At 45.1% G+C, this 16,687-nt stretch carries 11 protein-coding genes and 1 other annotated feature (1 of these 12 only partly in view); of the genes, 1 reads left to right on the forward strand and 10 read right to left on the reverse strand.

Features of this window, described 5'->3' with window-relative positions; translation table 11 throughout:
- Positions 1-159, reverse strand: a binding site (T-box leader); it reaches 62 nt to the left of the window's first position.
- Between the two features lie 48 nt (positions 160-207).
- The 8 genes from AC3WTJ_RS09630 to AC3WTJ_RS09665 form a co-directional block, all read right to left on the reverse strand.
- The gene (locus AC3WTJ_RS09630; RefSeq protein ID WP_492521570.1) at positions 208-1,089 is read right to left on the reverse strand and encodes an EamA family transporter; all 882 of its coding nucleotides are present in this window, start codon (positions 1,087-1,089) and stop codon (positions 208-210) included.
- A gap of 59 nt (positions 1,090-1,148) precedes the next feature.
- Positions 1,149-3,383: a GDYXXLXY domain-containing protein gene (locus tag AC3WTJ_RS09635; RefSeq protein WP_492521571.1), complete on the reverse strand. Its 2,235-nt coding sequence runs from the start codon at positions 3,381-3,383 to the stop codon at positions 1,149-1,151.
- Between the two features lie 259 nt (positions 3,384-3,642).
- Positions 3,643-5,199, reverse strand: coding sequence for a sensor histidine kinase (locus AC3WTJ_RS09640; protein ID WP_492521572.1), 1,557 nt, complete (start codon positions 5,197-5,199; stop codon positions 3,643-3,645).
- Complete coding sequence (locus AC3WTJ_RS09645) at positions 5,192-5,884, reverse strand: response regulator transcription factor (protein WP_157319847.1); 693 nt, start codon at positions 5,882-5,884, stop codon at positions 5,192-5,194. The genes AC3WTJ_RS09640 and AC3WTJ_RS09645 overlap by 8 nt, the downstream gene beginning before the upstream one ends.
- 240 nt (positions 5,885-6,124) lie before the next feature.
- The gene (locus tag AC3WTJ_RS09650) at positions 6,125-7,903 is read right to left on the reverse strand and encodes a methyl-accepting chemotaxis protein (RefSeq protein WP_492521573.1); all 1,779 of its coding nucleotides are present in this window, start codon (positions 7,901-7,903) and stop codon (positions 6,125-6,127) included.
- Positions 7,904-7,908: 5 nt separating this feature from the next.
- Complete coding sequence (locus AC3WTJ_RS09655; protein WP_492521574.1) at positions 7,909-9,579, reverse strand: pyridoxal phosphate-dependent decarboxylase family protein; 1,671 nt, start codon at positions 9,577-9,579, stop codon at positions 7,909-7,911.
- A 311-nt stretch (positions 9,580-9,890) separates the two neighbouring features.
- Positions 9,891-11,693: an ABC transporter ATP-binding protein gene (locus AC3WTJ_RS09660; protein ID WP_492521575.1), complete on the reverse strand. Its 1,803-nt coding sequence runs from the start codon at positions 11,691-11,693 to the stop codon at positions 9,891-9,893.
- Positions 11,680-13,431 (reverse strand): ABC transporter ATP-binding protein, encoded by a 1,752-nt coding sequence (locus AC3WTJ_RS09665; protein ID WP_157319842.1) that lies wholly within the window; start codon positions 13,429-13,431, stop codon positions 11,680-11,682. Before AC3WTJ_RS09665 ends, AC3WTJ_RS09660 begins: the two co-directional genes overlap by 14 nt.
- Positions 13,432-13,613: 182 nt before the next feature.
- Between AC3WTJ_RS09665 and AC3WTJ_RS09670 the strand changes: the two genes are divergently transcribed.
- Positions 13,614-13,817: a YrzA family protein gene (locus tag AC3WTJ_RS09670; RefSeq protein ID WP_127449519.1), complete on the forward strand. Its 204-nt coding sequence runs from the start codon at positions 13,614-13,616 to the stop codon at positions 13,815-13,817.
- A 56-nt stretch (positions 13,818-13,873) separates the two neighbouring features.
- Here AC3WTJ_RS09670 and AC3WTJ_RS09675 read toward each other — a convergent pair whose 3' ends face one another.
- Positions 13,874-14,833, reverse strand: coding sequence for an acetylxylan esterase (locus tag AC3WTJ_RS09675; RefSeq protein ID WP_492521576.1), 960 nt, complete (start codon positions 14,831-14,833; stop codon positions 13,874-13,876).
- 18 nt (positions 14,834-14,851) lie between these two features.
- Positions 14,852-16,522, reverse strand: a complete 1,671-nt coding sequence (locus AC3WTJ_RS09680; RefSeq protein ID WP_492521577.1) for a hypothetical protein — start codon at positions 16,520-16,522, stop codon at positions 14,852-14,854.
- Positions 16,523-16,687 lie beyond the last annotated feature (165 nt).

The raw sequence follows: 16,687 nt of genomic DNA on the forward strand, positions 1-16,687 counted from the left end.
CCCCTCCAACGATAACGGCTTATGCCGGATCTCCCTACTGCACATTTCGGAAGACCATTTCCCAGGTCCGTTTCGTTCCTGACATTCGTACCGGTTCCCACCAATTCCGGCTCGCTGCGACTGTCCGACAAGAACTACTGTCCTGTTCATCAATGTTACATATCAAGTTATGAATTGACTGAATATTACTTTAATATGCTGGAGTTGTCAAGAGGCAACTACCTTCATCATTAAAATGCCAATAAAGGCCAAAGCCAATCCAGACTGTTCCATCTTTGAAAATTTATCCTTCAAAACAAATCGCGTGTACAACAGAACGATCAGTACATTCAATGCGACAACAGCTGAAACCAAGCCTGCCTTGCCATGATCAAATCCATGAAGGATGAAAATCATGCCAACCACATTCGTAATGCCCACGATCATCCCGAATAGAAAAGTCCGTCTTTCCGTCCAGCCTGTGGTGGCTGCCACTTTTACCTGTGCAGGCTGCTGATTACTTTGCTTCTGATCCCGCAACCACCACAGACCAAAACAAACAGTTCCGGTAGCAAACATACAAAATAACGTTGGAAACAGCGGGGCCGCGACCAAGGTCGTCCACTTACTCGACAAGTCATTGGCGGCAAAAAGAATCAAGGCCAGCGCTCCCCAACCGGCGCCTTGCAAATTTTTGAGCGTAATGTCATTGGAGTAACGCACGACTAAAATTCCGATAACGATAATAACAAAGGCTAGAAACTGCATGATATTAAGCCGTTCATCCCAAATCAGATACGCAACGAAAACCACAACGACGGAGGGCAAACCGGTCAGAATCGCGACCAATGACGCTTTCCCTACGGCAAAACCTTTGAACATACTGGCATTGGCCCCGAAAGAAAACAGCCCCATTTGGACGCCAATCAGTGCAGGCATGGTCCAAGCTTGATGTAAAAGAAGGGCGCAGCTGCCGCTAATTAACGCCCCCATGAAAAATGTGCCGCATAGCAGCACATTCCGGTTTAATGATTGCTGGCTGGACCAGTGATACAGAATGCCTCGCAGCCCGAAACTGAAAGCCGCAAGTACGGAATACATGAGCCACATCCGAACAGCTACCCCTCTCTTTTGCTTGCAAAGATCGGGTAATTTTACCACATTAATCTTTATTGAACAACACTTTGTTGCAACACAAGGCGCTCAAGAATGGCATCTCCGCCCGCAGAGACTTTCACTTCTGCAAACTTGGCATTTTGTTCGTAGGTACGACCCGTACCTTCTGGAATGAAATAATTTTCAATGCCGTACTCAATCCGCTCGTACCCTTGCAGGGTACCGTTCATACGCACTTCTCCTGGGGCAAGTTCTTCCCCTTTTGTATAGACACGATTGAATTCATACACATCAGTAGCTGTGTTCGGAGCGAGCACGACAGAGATTTTCTTTTTAGATGTCATATCATCGTTCTTCATATCGGAAATAGGAGGCTCAGAAATCGTGTAGCGCAAACGTACGTAATCCCCTTGAATAAGCGAACGCGGGTCCAGCGGTTCAAGCTGGAGTTTGATGAGTTGTCCATGGGAGAGCAGCCACTCGCTTTTGCCAATTTGTATCGACATGGCTGCGATCTGCAGCAGCACCAGCACGGCAATAAGGAGCCGATTTGCTTTCACGTTTGCCCCAGCAGCCGTTTCGGGTTCGACAGCTTCAAGGCGATGCCTTTTTTCATACCAAACGGTAAAGATCAGTATCAAGATGCCAATCATGCCAAACGTAATCGATTTGTGCAGCAGCTTCCAGGCTAAATCGTAATATTTGTACACGAGGAAAGCTGTCCAGAACCCCATCGACCAAGCAAAAATCCAACGGCTGTTCAGCTGCCTGCTAACGGCTAAGGCAAGCACGACAAGGATAAAGAAAAGGGCGTTGGTGACATAATACCAAGCAGATTCGGTCATAAAAGTTAACACAAACAATGTGAAGAGAAACGATGGATAGCTGCTATAGAGCACCGGCTGCCTGACCGCAGCATTCCCGATGATCTGCCCGCCTGCAAACAGGACGAACAATAAGCCCGTAATCACTGATAAAATGACAACACTGCTATCAAGCCAATTGGTTAGTATCGCAGCTGTGATCAAAATTGCCGCAAGGAAGAAAAAAATGCGATGCACCATCCCGGCAATATAGATAAACGCGGCGATTGTAAGCGCTAAGAAAGCGAATAGGACGGGGATATTTTCTGCAAACACAGCCGCTCCCGCTCCAAGAAGCAGTCCGCTGATTAGTATGGTGTACCTCACTAGCGCGTTTAGCTTTTTCAAAAAGACCATGCTGGTTACAACGACAAGTCCAAAACCCATCAACACATTCTCAGGGTTCTCAAACCCCAGCACCAACGTAACAATCCCAATAACCGTCAGGCTGCCTAGCAGCGATCCGATGATAACGACGGAAACCGTGAGAACACGCACAATCCATTTGGTAAAATCACCTTCCGGTTTGACGTCCCCTCCTGCCTCACCTTCGAGTACTTCATTCCTTGGCTTCCCAGCAGGCTGCCATGCCCGGATAAATGTCATGAACTTCACATTGGCCCCGATGAATACAATCACAAATAGCAAGCTGATGATGAAAAAAAGCTCATTATAATGGCGAACGACGAGTTCGATGTATTTAAACGTAATCGTGGCTGAAATCCATAAGCCTGAGAACAATAGATAAGCTTTGTTGCGCATTTTATGTGAGTACCATACAGCTGCCGCTAGAGCTCCAACCAGGGGCAGATTCATGAACACCCCGTAATCTTCGAATGCGTACGAATTTGAAAGGATGAGCAGTATACCTATTACCGCTTGAAATGAAATCCACTTCATTAACGAAGAGTTCAGCTTCCCACGCTCTGTTAACAGATAGAGAATAACATTCACAATTGCTAAGCCTACCCAGATCGCAATTTGAACTCCTTCCGAATCCGATCCACCTTGCCAATGAGGGAAAAAATAAAAGCAATAAGCCAAATGCCCAAGAATATACGACAGGATGTAAAAGGGCTGCCAACGCGTCCATATGGCAAAAAGAAAGGCCGGGATAAACCAGACCGCAAACAACGTGTAGCTGTCGGCATGAGAATTGTAGGTTTGCCCAATGAGCCCCGCTCCTACACCAAAGGAAACGCAGCTTGCAAACAAGCTAAGCCTACTTAGAAATTGCCGACCCGTTTGATGGGAAAGCCAAACTGATAATCCATAGAAGCCGAGAATAAGAAGAAAAGCGGGCGCAAACTTTTCCCAGCGGTTTAATTGCTCCCAATTGGTTGCGAAGAAATATACAATGGCCGTTAGCAGGGAACTGGCTCCCAGCACATAGCCTAATTGAATCGTAATCCATTTCGATTTCATGATGCATAACCCCCTCTCGTCTTAATTCTCATTGTACTTGAGATATACGTTTTGAGAAGTACTAACTATTCCTAGTACCCCGTCATTAGCCTTTAATAACGCTCCACTACGAATTTTGACTATAAAATCATAAGAAAAAGCCAATTCTGCCTTAGGGGCAATAATTGGCTTAGTGTGTGTATTGAGATGCTAATCTTTCTTTACTTTCCGCTCTACAAACCATCGTCTCCTAGCAAATCCACTTCAACTGTCTATTTTACTAAGCAAGCTTCAATTTCACGAAAAAATGAATTTGGCCGTTGCTTTGCTCAGCCCAAATGGCACCTTCGTGCGATTCCACAATACTTCTGGCAATCGCGAGCCCTAGACCGGAGCCTCCGGTATTGGAAGATCGTGAAGCATCAACCCGATAGAACCGATCAAATAACTGATGCAAAGCGTCATCGCTAATCACTTCTGCTTGATTGCTAACTTGTAGAGTGACATACCGATAATCATGGTGCAGGCTGACGGTAATCGCCCCTGGCTTCAAACTGTACTTCAGGGAATTTCCCAGAAGATTCTCAAAGACACGAATCATTTTATCCACATCAATACGAACCAACAGCTTCTCCTTCGGGATTGTGCGGTTAATCGAAAGCTGTTGCTCCTCAGCCAATGTGACAAATTCCTCAAGCAATTGGTCCAATAGCTCGTTGATTGCTACCCCTTCCCTGTAAAGAGGTTCATCGCGATTGGATAACTTCGTGAACTCGAACAAGTCATCAATAAGTAGTTTCAGCTTTTCGGACTTATGATAAGCAATACTAATATACCCAGCCGCCTGCTCAGGTGTTTCATAGCTTTTATCATGCAGCAGCCGTAAATACCCCATGATGAGCGTCAGAGGCGTGCGTAAATCATGAGAAACGTTGGTAATCAGCTCGCGCTTCAAACGCTCACTTCTTCTTTCCTCCTCAATTTTTTTCTGCAAATCTTCAGCCATAAAGTTCAAATCCCGGGCAAGAGAACCAAGCTCGTCTTGACTACGTTCAATAACGCGGTAATCCAAATTCCCGGTTGCAATGATACGCAGACCACCCGCCAATTCCTCAATGTGGCGCATTTTCTTTTGCGTCATGAAGTAGAACAAGAGGATAAAAACAGCAACGGCACTCAACAGGGATAGCGGACTTTCACCCTTTTGATACGTAATGTGCGGTTCCGGGATGCCGGAGACAATCAGATAAGATTTTTGTCCCATATAGTTCACAGGGTAAAAACTAGAAAATTCTTTTCGGCCATAATCCTGTTCCGTTCTGGCGTTCATCGCGTTGCCGATCACATTATAAATTTCGACATTTGTTTCCGCTGCATTTTGACTTCGATATATGACTCGACCTTCCAGATCCGTTATTAGAACTTTAAACTTCTGATCACTCATCCCCTTCACATGATTTTCGAAGAACTCCGGATTTCTCTCCGAATCTTCACCACCGGGCAAATCTCGTTGATTTTGGAGGGCTGATAGTTCATTCACCAGGCTTCGGGCTTCACTATCTATTCGTTCAATTCCGAATTTATAATCAATTACAGCCGTCTGCCTCATTTCTCCGAACAAATTAGAACAAATGCCATAAGTCAGTAGTCCCGCCAACAAACAAACGACAAAGGTTATCATCAACTGCATTCTTATACTCCGCTCAATTTGCCCCATCGTAATCTTATAGAGCGTCTGAACCAAAATAATCAGCTTTCGAATAAGATTAAAGGGAAAAAAGGTAAACGGAAATCGGTTTACTTTAGCGTATGGATCGATATCGTAACGTTTATTCAACTTTATAGCCAACCCCCCAAACCGTTTTTATAAATCTAGGAGTTCTTGGATTTGATTCAATTTTTTCGCGAATTTTGCGAATATGTACCATGACCGTATTATCAGAGTCATAGTAGGCTTCCTTCCATACGGTTTCGTACAATTTCTCCGAGCTCCACACCATCCCTCGGTTGCGGACTAACAGCTCAAGAATAGCAAATTCCCTTGGGGTTAGCTTAATTTCTTTACCTTCCAACTTGACTTCATGCGTCTGTGTGTTAATCGTCAGATCATCCACTTCGAACTCGTGATCCTTGTTCACATGAGGTACGTTAAGCCTAGTGTAGCGGCGAAGCTGGGACTTAATGCGAGCGATAAGCTCCAACGGATTAAATGGCTTACTCATGTAATCGTCGGCCCCAGAGCTTAAGCCCCATATTTTATCCATATCCTGACTCTTTGCAGACAGCATGATGATCGGCATATTTTTTTGCTCTCGGATTTTTAAACAAGCCTCGATCCCATCCATTTTCGGCATCATGATGTCGAGAACGATAAGATCTATCTCTTCCTTCTGAAGAACCTGAAGGGCTTCTGCTCCATCAGATGCTCGAAGCAGTTGATAACCTTCATTTTTCAAATAAATGGCAAGCATATCTATAATTTCTTTCTCGTCGTCGACTAGGAGTATTGTAGGTTGTGCCATTCCGAATTTCCTCCTTACATAATTTCTGTGTTACTAAACGTATCAAGTTGGACTCGTAAATTCAATCAAAATGTTGATAGCTATCATGAGGTTTAATATAGACACCGAATCTTAACAGATTATGGAGACAATTCTTAAGATTTTCTTAACTTCAGGGATCTTACGCTTAAGATGCTGCCAGCTCTCTATTTGATTAGAACGCATATAAAAAAACCAGCCCTAGGCTGGTTAGTCCATTTTTCATTTATTCTGTGGCTCAGTGAGCTTAAAGCTTTTCACCGACTTTTGCAGTTCAACCGCCATCTCCGCTAATTGGCGAATTGCTGTTGTAATCTCTTCGATCGAAGCGCTTTGCTCTTGCGCAGCAGCCGCAACTTCCTCATACCCGGCAGACTGATCTTCGGTAATGCCCGAAATTTTGTGCATCACTCGGGAAATGATCTCGAATGATCGCACCGCTCTCTCCAATGTATGCAACAAGTTATCAGTCCGCTCGGAAAACACGGAAATCCCATTAAAAATGACTTTGAAATTTTCATATGTATCATTAATCCACGTTTGCCCCTGCTCGACAGCATGATTACCCTGGACGATGCTTTCCATGACCAGACGGCTGTCTTTTTGAGTGCCGGACACAAGCTCCGTAATCGAACTTGCGGCTTTCGATGACTGCTCTGCCAGCTTCTTCACCTCTCCGGCAACAACGGCAAAACCTTTGCCTTGCTCGCCAACGCGAGCCGCTTCAATCGAAGCATTCAAGGCCAACAAATTCGTTTGCTGCGCGATCTCCGTAATAATGTTGATAATCGCTCCGATTTCCTTCGAACGATTGCCTAATTGAAGAGCGGCTTCATGCGACGATTTCATCTCTAGCTGAATCACATTCATCTGATGCAGCGTCTTCTCGACGAGCTGCTGGCCGTCAACCGATTGCGCCCCAACTTTATGCGCCATCTCCTGCATCTCTTTGACTTCCGTCGTGACTTCGGTCAGTTCAGAGTTGATCTCAACGATCGATGACGTGCTCTCTGATATGGAACTTACAACTTCCGCCACACCGTCATACATGCTGTTCATAGAAACCGCAACCAGTCCTGCACTGGAGCTTGACTCATCCGCAGATTGATACAATTGCTCACTCGTATGAGTAATGATATGGGAAGAATCATACATCTGGCGGATAAGCGATTCCAAGTTCCTGCGCATCACATTAAAGGAAGCAGCCAGTTTACCAATCTCATCGGTGCGCTCAATGGAGACTTGTTCAGTTAAGTAACCCGCAGCAACCTTCTCTGTGATATGCATGAGATGAACGACCGGTCTGGTTACGCTACGACTAATATAGTAGGCAATCAAACTTCCAATGGCCAAAACAATAAGCGTTATGCTCAGCATCGTCCAGAACATTTCTTGATAGGTTTTGGATATAACGCTCGCATCCAAATCAATGCCAATGATGCCGACGTTTTCACCATTTTTGTTTCTGAGCGGTACAAAGATCGATTTATGAATGCCATATTCATCTTTATAAATATTGCTGATCATGGGTTTATCTTGCGCTATTGCCTCATTCATTTCCGGCGTAAACGGGTATTCGGTTCCGTAATCATCGGCAACACCCGTTAGAATTACGATCTGTTCTTTCGCGGGAGTTTTGGTCAATACATACACGTTCTCCAACGTGTCATGCTTCTTGAACTCCTCGAATTGTTTTTTTATTCGCAGGTAGCCTGGATGTTTGGTGTCCGTTATATCTTCAGGACGTTCAGGAATGACGGCTAAATAGTTGGATACGTTTTGAATATTTGACGTTAACCGCAGAACAAATTGATCCTCAAGTTTCGTCGCTAATCCTTTACTCACCCAGTATCCAGACAATGAGAACATCGAGCTGACAACTAACAACAGCACAACAATGCTGAGCGTCATTTTTACGGCAATATGTTCACGAACCCAGTTCATTGCTTTCGTATTGAAAAGTTTCCCTTTATTTGTAAGAACTTGCTTATGCGTAGCCACACGTGTTACCTCCCGCTTATCGTAGATGCTTCAGCATATTTCTCAAAAACTTGTGAGACGAATGTTTTCAAATACTGCACGATTTCCGGTACATGCTTAGCCTCCGTATAGGGGGAAATTACAAAAATTTTGGTCGCATATAAAGCTGTAAAACTCCCCTCTTTCGTTGGCACTAGCAAGTGCTTTTTGGTGTCGCCGAAAAATATGCGGTCGCGCTGCTTCCCAAGAATTTCAAACAAAATTTCATTAAACTTGTTGTTACGATCAATTTCACTTAGCGAACAAGCACCCGAAACCTCTTCCTCAAGACGGGAGCCGCCCTCTGGATAAAGCCGGAATAACGTGATAATACCGGGATTATCCGCATTCACAATAACAGCCTCCGGGATTTCCAGACGCAGTGCCTCACGGAAGGCAAGATTAACTTCAACGAATTGAGCTAACAGCTGCTGATACCCTTGAATGCCAAATGCAAGAAGAGCGCTGTAAATACTGATTGAGCTAGCCATGCGAGAACATTCCAGTGTATATCCCGTATGATACTGGCCATAACCACGATGCCCGACATATGGCGTTTCGTCCGGATGTAGGTCCATCAACATTAGATCAGCTGCTTCTTTGACAAGAAAAAGACTTGTTAAGTAAGGGGTTTGCCCCAGCTTTTGAAAATCAAAGCAAAGCGAATCCGCCAAATGCAGATGTTTCATCCGGTTATGTATAGCTTCCAAGGCTTGCAATACCTCATCTTTGAAAGCTAGCGGATTAGCTGTGAAATCATAGTCTTGGAAGAAAGCAAAAAATCCGCCTAACGCCGAGTCCGCATGGATATGAGGTCTTAACAGCCCAAACTGAGCAGCAACCTTGCCGGCTGTAGCCTGGATCATCTCCAAATCGTCAATCCCCATGGCATCCGTCGTACCTGTTGTAGCGACAATATAAATCGGTATCCCGCCTCGGGCGATGACCTCCTCCATCTTAAGCTTCAGGTCATTAACGTCCATGGAGCTGTCAGCCTTCGTACGAACACGTATTAATTTATCAGTTCCGATTCCCGTGGCCTCGACAGATTTGAATAAGCTGTAGTGGGCGGCATCGGAACAAAATGCGTACAAGTTGTCAGGAACACCTTTCTGCAAGGCTTCCGGGGCGAATTTGGCAATTGCTATACGCAGTCCTGAGAATACAGCTCCTTGACCACCCCAAGTCGTATAACCACCGCTTTTCATGGCATCATAACCGATTAATTTCGACATCATGCTGATAACTTTTACTTCCGCTTCGGCACCCGCTGGACCGTACACATCCCATAGATTGTTGCCGTTCACCATGAACGCTGCAAGCATGCCCACAATACCCGGTATACTAGCCATCGGCAAAATATTGGTTAGAAAGTATTTGGTATGGTAAGGATGGTTGTGCAGCAGGGTCAATAACTCCGAGTTGACTTCCTCCATCGGTATGCTTTCAGAGGGGATCGCACTATGTTGAATGAGGTTGTTATAAAAGCGGTCTATGCGGTCTTTTTCGCCTCTAAGATTGACACCATCGGGATTTTTCAGTCCATCCACGCCGGTCAAAATCTGTTCAAAGAATTGCATCATCATTTGGCGTGATTGCTGGTTACCATTCTCACTAGGAAACAATCTCTGTACGTTTGGCAATCTTCTCTCTCTCATAATTTCCTCTCCTATCGATAGAATCGTTTAAAGAAAATAGGCAGAAAAACGTCTAACCGCGGCACCCCCCCCTTACTTTCGACAATAGCCGACAAAAGTCTTACATTTTTATACAATAGTATAGTATAGTAAATTAAATATAACAACACAATTTACCAAATATTATACTTATATAGTACTTTTGTTATATAGTTGAATCGTTTCCATTTAATAACCATAGGTAGAATAAGAAAAATAAAAAAGCTTTATCAGCATTCCCAAAAGGAACGTGATAAAGCTTTTCATGGTTACTCTCATCTTGTCGACTAAGACTAGGAAATGGATTGCGCCGCGTCCATACTCCCGTGAGAATGCAAGTACAATTGCTCATAATAGCCATGCAGAGCAAGCAATTCAGAATGATTGCCTTCCTCTACAATTTGACCTTGGCTCATAACCAGAATACGATTCGCATGAATAATCGTTGAGATCCGATGGGCGATCACCAGTGTTGTTCTTCCCTCAGCAACAATCTGCAGGGCCGTCTGGATCAGCTGCTCCGTCTGAGAGTCCAAATTCGCCGTAGCCTCATCGAGAATCAATATTTTCGGTTGGAAAACAATGATCCGCGCGAAAGAAATCAGTTGTCTCTCCCCCGCAGACAAACCGCTTCCTCTTTCCGAGATCCGCGTCTCGTACCCGTCCTTCAACCTCGTAATCAAACTGTCTGCGCCCACCAATTGACAGGCTTTGATGACATCCTCACGCGCAACGGATTCATCAAACATCCGCACATTATCGAGAATGCTGCCTGCATATAAATAAGGCTCCTGCTGGACCAGCCCGACCATGCGATGTAAGTTAGCCTGCGCAATATCCCGAATGTCCGTACCATCAATCCGGATGCTTCCTTCCTGCACATCGTAAAAGCGGCAAAGCAAGGAAATAAGCGAACTTTTACCCGCTCCCGTCGTGCCGACAATCCCGATCATTTCGCCGGGTTCAATTCGAAGCTCGAGATCTTCAAGCACGGAGATATCCTTCAAATAGCCAAACTTCACATGGTTAAAATGAATCTCGCCCTTGACCTTGGCCAGCGGGATCGTTTTCGCATTCTGCTTGTCATTGACTTCCGGCTGTGTAGCAAAAATGTTCCAGATCCGGTTCATGGAAACCGTTGTAGACTGAAGCGTATTCCATTGCTGCGTGATATTATTAATCGGTTGAAAAAACTGCCGAATATACGTAATAAACGCATACAAGACACCAAACTCAATCGTTTTATCAAATACAGCCATTCCACCGACCCAAGTGATAAAAGCTACGGAAAGATTCCCCAAAATATCAAAAGAGCGGTTAAACAACACGTTCGTGCGGATTTCCCGCAAGTTTGCCTGAAAGTAGCTTGAATTGCGATCTACGAAACGTTTCATCTGTTCATTCTCTTGGTGAAAGGCTTGAATCAGATGCATGCCTGATAAATTTTCAGCCACATAAGCTACCATTTGAGACAATCGCGTCCTGGAAAGCTGATACGTTTTGCGCATGTATCTACGAAAGCTTATAGCAATAATCGCTATGATTGGAATGACGATCATACTGTATAACGTTAGCGTTGGATCCAGATGATACATTAACACGATGATGAAAATCAAGGTCATGCCGTCGCGCACCAGACTTAACAAAACTTGCGTAAAGAACTGGTTTAGAGTCTCAGTATCGCTGGATACATGTGTAATGAGACTGCCGCTAGGCGTCTTGTCATAATACGACATCGACTGTTTGAAAATGTGCTGAAACAAATCCTTGCGGATTTTGGCTACAATGCTTTGTCCGGCGAATTGCAGCAAGTTGTTCTGAAGGTAACTGAAAAATAATGAACTTACCGAAAGTCCTACATAAAATAGACAAATCATCAGCAGTCCGTGATAATCATTTTTCCCGATCATCAAGTTATCATCGATCGCGATCTTTACGAGATAGGGCTGAAACAAGTCAGCAGCGATGCCCATCAAGGCGCACACCAGAACGGCTGCAAATGTCAACCAATGCGGTTTGGCATAAACCGATAAAGCCCGGAAGGACGTTTTCACCGCTTTGGGCTCAGTGGTGGTACTCTCTTTACTCCGCGACATCGTGGCTGCCCCCTTCCTGTATCGCATGAAGCTCGGCGTACAAGCCTTCCTGCGCAATAAGTTCTTGATGTGTGCCGCGTTGAACAATTCGACCTTCGTGAAGCACAATAATTTCATCCGTATGCTTTAATGCCGATATCCGGTGGGCAATCCATATCGTCGTTTTGTTGGAACGTTCTTTACGAATCGTATCGATGATATGCTTCTCTGTTACAGAATCCACTGCGCTAACGCTATCATCCAGAATCATGAGCGGTGAATCCTTGATGATGCCTCTGGCAAGGCTCGTACGTTGGCGTTGGCCGCCTGACAAAGTCACCCCGCGTTCTCCCAGCTTCGTCTCAAACTTCTCGGGAAAGGAGATAATGCTGTTCAGGATTTGCGCATTTTTGGCGGCGCGTTCTACCTGCTCAAGCGGTAATTCCCGTTTATAAAACGCAATGTTGTCCCGGATGGTTGTGCTGAACAGAAAGCCCTCTTGAGGCACATAGGCGATTTGATTCCGGAGGCTTTCCAAGGTCACATCCCGAATGTCCGTATCCCCGATGTAAACGGTTCCCTCAGGAGGATCATAAATCCGCAGCATCAGCTTCACCAACGTGGATTTGCCGCTACCTGTTTTACCGATAATGCCAATCGATTTACCCGGCTCAATCGTTAGCGAAATATCATGGAGCACTTCATCCTCGTCATCAGGGTAAGCGAAGGACAAATGCTCAATCCGAATTCCCTCTTGATCGAGGTGTGAAGGTTGCGCCAGCTCTGACTCTGCAACTTCCGATTTCAAATCAAGCAGCTCATTGATCCGCTCAAGCGATGCTTTGGACCGCTGCATGGCATTAATAACACGTCCAATCTGCTGAAGCGGGTTGACCATCATCCGTATGTAGAGCGTTAGTTCAACGAAATTCCCAATCGTAATCCGACCATGAATCGTCAAATAGCCCCCAAATGCAATCGCGATAATAAGCGATATTGCGCCCAGAAACGGAATTAATGCTTCAAATAGGGAAGACAGACGAACCAGTCTTAATTGGTTGTCGCGAATCCGGTCCACCGTTGTACTGAACCTGTTAATCATGATCGGTTCAACCGCGAACTTTTTCGTGACACGGATGCCGCCAAACTGCTCCTCAGCTGATTCGGTCATTTTACCTAAAGCCTCTTGAACCTGTAAGGAACGATTTTTGATAATAGGTTGAAATTTCACGCTCAGAATCGGGATAAGCAATAGTGGCAGAACACTTACAAGAATTAAATACAACGGAACTGAACTGAAAAGCATGGTCACGACAACAGCAATAATCAAAATCGCCGAGTTCACAATCTGGTTAATTCCCATCGAAATCGATTCCCGGATGACGGTCACATCGTTCATCACATAACTCAGGAGCTTGCCGACGCCATTTTTGGAGTAAAAAGTAGCCCCCAGCTGTGTAAAATGATCAAACAATCGATTTCTGGCGACGAACTCGAATCGTCTTCCGTTTCGCATAATCAAATACTGTCCAATTGCTGTTAAAACACCGAATGTAATACCAATAATCAGGAGCTGCACGCTGTAGGTCACAATTAAGTCTCTGCTCAAGCCCCCAACCTTAAGGTGATCCGTAAATGCGCCTAGCTGCTTAGGGTAATACGAATATACGATGTTGCCTACGGAGATTGACAATGCGGCTACGATGTACAACGGCCATTTCAGTTTCAGGAAATCAATTAATAACCTAGTTGACTTCAAAACGACATCACTTCCTAATACTTGTTGTCTGGAATAATAAGTATTCCGAAGGAACATTTGTATCTTGCTAGGCGCCCCCCTACAGTATACGCCTATTCAAAGCCACTTCCTATATCAGATATTGACGTTATAATAGAGAAGTCATCTAATTTTCACATATGTTGCCTAGGAGGATTATCGAAATGGATTTTATATTAGACCGGATTGACAATAAAATTGAGTTCTTTCAAGCCTATGACTTGCGAACGCTGGAGAAGCAAATTAACGAACAAGTAGATAATAATAAAGCGCTGTTATTAAGTGTTTACGCCGTTCAGCATCACACCACATTCGACCCGAATGCCGGTAAAATGCTCTACAGTGCGGTTGTCCACTTCAAATCGTAATAGAAGACATGAAAAAATGACTTCCCATCCGATCGATGGGAGAGTCATTTTTTGCATTATAAGCCCAGCATAAACTGGAGCGTCTTATCATTAAAGCCGGGAAGGCCTTCATGTCCGAAATCTGGATACAGCTCGTAGCTTTTAGGCGATTTGATTTTGTTGTAAGCAGCAAATTGCGTTGAAGGCGGACATACCGTGTCGGCTAAACCAACAGCCATCATGACTTCACCTTGAATTCGCCCGGCTAGATTTTGAATATCAATGTAGCCTAACTTTGTGAAAATTTCCTCTTCCCGTTTATGCTGCGGGTCGTGGCGGCGGAAAAAGTCCTTCAGCTCTTGATAGGCATCCTTCGCCAAATCCATTTCCCATACGCGCTTATAGTCGCTAAGGAACGGGTACACCGGCGCCAATCGCTTAATACGCGGCTCGAGCGCAGCGCAAGCAATCGTAAGAGCTCCGCCTTGAGAGCCTCCCATAGCTCCAACACGCTCTGCATCCACTTCCGGCATGCTCATCGCGATGCCAGCCAGCTGCGCCGTATCAAGGAAAATATCTCTGAACAATAATTGATCAGGATGATCGTCCAATCCACGCACGATATGGCCTCTAAGCGTAGTCCCTTTCATGCCTCCTACATCTTCGGACAAGCCGCCTTGCCCACGGCAATCCATGGAGAAAAACGAGTACCCTAAAGCGGCATACTGAACTTTATCCGACCAATCGCCGGAATTGCCTGAATAACCGTGAAATTGTACGATAGCTGGATGAGGAGCGGATGAGTGCTTAGGGCGAATATATTTGGCATAGATCCGTGCGCCCTTTACGCCTGTGAAATAAAGATCGAAGCATTCAGCGAAAGGAACTTGAAATTCACTAGGACGCAGCTCGATTTGCGGGTCAACCGCTTTCATTTCGGCAATGGCCCGCTCCCAATACGCATCAAAATCAGCAGGTCGGGGATTGCGGCCCTCATAAGCGAGCAGCTTCTCTAAAGGCATATCCACTAATGGCATGATAACTCCTCTTTTCTTTTATTTTAAAGGGGCCTTGTACGCATCGAACTGAACAGCTTGACCATTGACCCATCTGCCCAGATCGCGGCCAAGACCGCTTTTGAAAACAAGTACATCATTATTCAGCGTCGTGTAAGTCAATACGGCTCCGCCCTCATCTGACTGAGCGTGCTCCGGATGCCTGTTTTTCATCGTGCTTGCGAATTGACGTACGCCCTCCATCCCCTTTTGCAGCGCGTCATGCTTGTCGATGCATTCAATCACAACGGCATTATTGCGGCTGCTGCTCGTAATGATGGAACGGTCGTCGAGCACTTCCCTTTGATACGACTGCTGAATATAGACAGCCATGTACGCTTGTCCACAAATGCCGAACAACGCATGCTCATCTTCCACCCATTCCCCTGCCGGCAAACAGCCAATAATTTGATCTTGCTGGCTTTCGGGGATTTGATAGTCGGCAATGACGGTGTTCCGGTGAAAAAACACTTCTGAAAATTCGCTCTGATGCCGCAAATCTCCTTCTTTATTTCCAGCAGCTGGATGAAAAAAATAAGCATGATTGACGCCTGTCACAGCATCCAGGGGAAGCGACACATCCCAGCGATGCTGCTCATTGTCAAATTCAAGCATACGCTCGTAGATACCGCCTACCGCGAAACTTTCTGTGATATATACATAGCTATGCAGATCATCCTCATCATTAGCTGCCGTTCCCGCCTGTTTGGGAATTCGGAATTTCACTTCAGTTGGGGACTTACGATGCAAGGCGAGTTCCAGAGCATCCGCTGGAGCTTCATACGCGAGAAAACCTGCAAATTCGGTTCGAGGCATGTCCTCAGGGAGCGTAAAATCCCCATACTGCACGTAATCATGCAGGACATTCGTATCCCTAGGCATATCATGCGGCCAAATTCTGGAATGGGGTCCCACCCAGGCCCCCCTCAAATAATACGTCGAGCGGATACGCCATAAATAATCCAGCATCTGAGCGAGCTCCTGTTTCAGCTCTTGATCCTCCATTAGCTGCCAAGCGCACGTAAACGCCTGAACCCAATGCCAGAACCATGGCAGCCCTCCGTATTCGGACATACCAATTGAGGTAATCCGATCCAATGTAAGGCGCAAGCTCGCAATGCCATCCTCCAACAATTCTTTATCTGCAAAGCGCTGCCCAAAAATGAGCTTGGCAGCCGTGTATTTGGCTTCGTGATGGTTGTAATGCTCAACCTTTTTACGATAAAAATTGCTTTTATAGATATGTTGAAGCGCTTCTTCAAATGAGCCGCATAAGGGCTCACTAAGAACGGTTGAGTATCGATCATAAAAATAAACCATTAAACTTCCCATCAGTTCCACGGGAAGTGTGTTTTTAGAAGCTTCCTGCGGCGATGGTTTTAAATTTAACGGCCAATGTCCGTAAGTTGGGCTTTGCGCATCCTGATCCTGCAATTCAAGTAAACGTTGAAGAATCGTTTCTGCTTTGCTTTTCGCCAATTGGCGATCACCCGCAAATTCGATTTCTTGCTCTTGAGAAGCGGCAAATAAATAAGAAGCATAATAGAAATTATCTCGAACATCTTGATGAAATAGGAAGCCGCTTTCTAGTATTGGCAGTTGATAGGCCGCCGCGGCTACCTTTGATTTGATTTCGTTTTGTCTTTGTTGCAAATTCGTCAAATTTGTCATCCCCTTGCGTCCTTCATCAAAGATAACGGTTTATTTGTATAATAAAGCGCTGTCTTTCTTAGTTGAAACGTTTAACTCAAGTTTATATGCAATCATATGCAGCGTCAATGACTGACGGAACATTCATTTTTTCATATTTTGGCTGTTGCTTCCCTTTACAATTTC

Source organism: Paenibacillus sp. FW101-FHT12H11 (genome assembly GCF_058790355.1).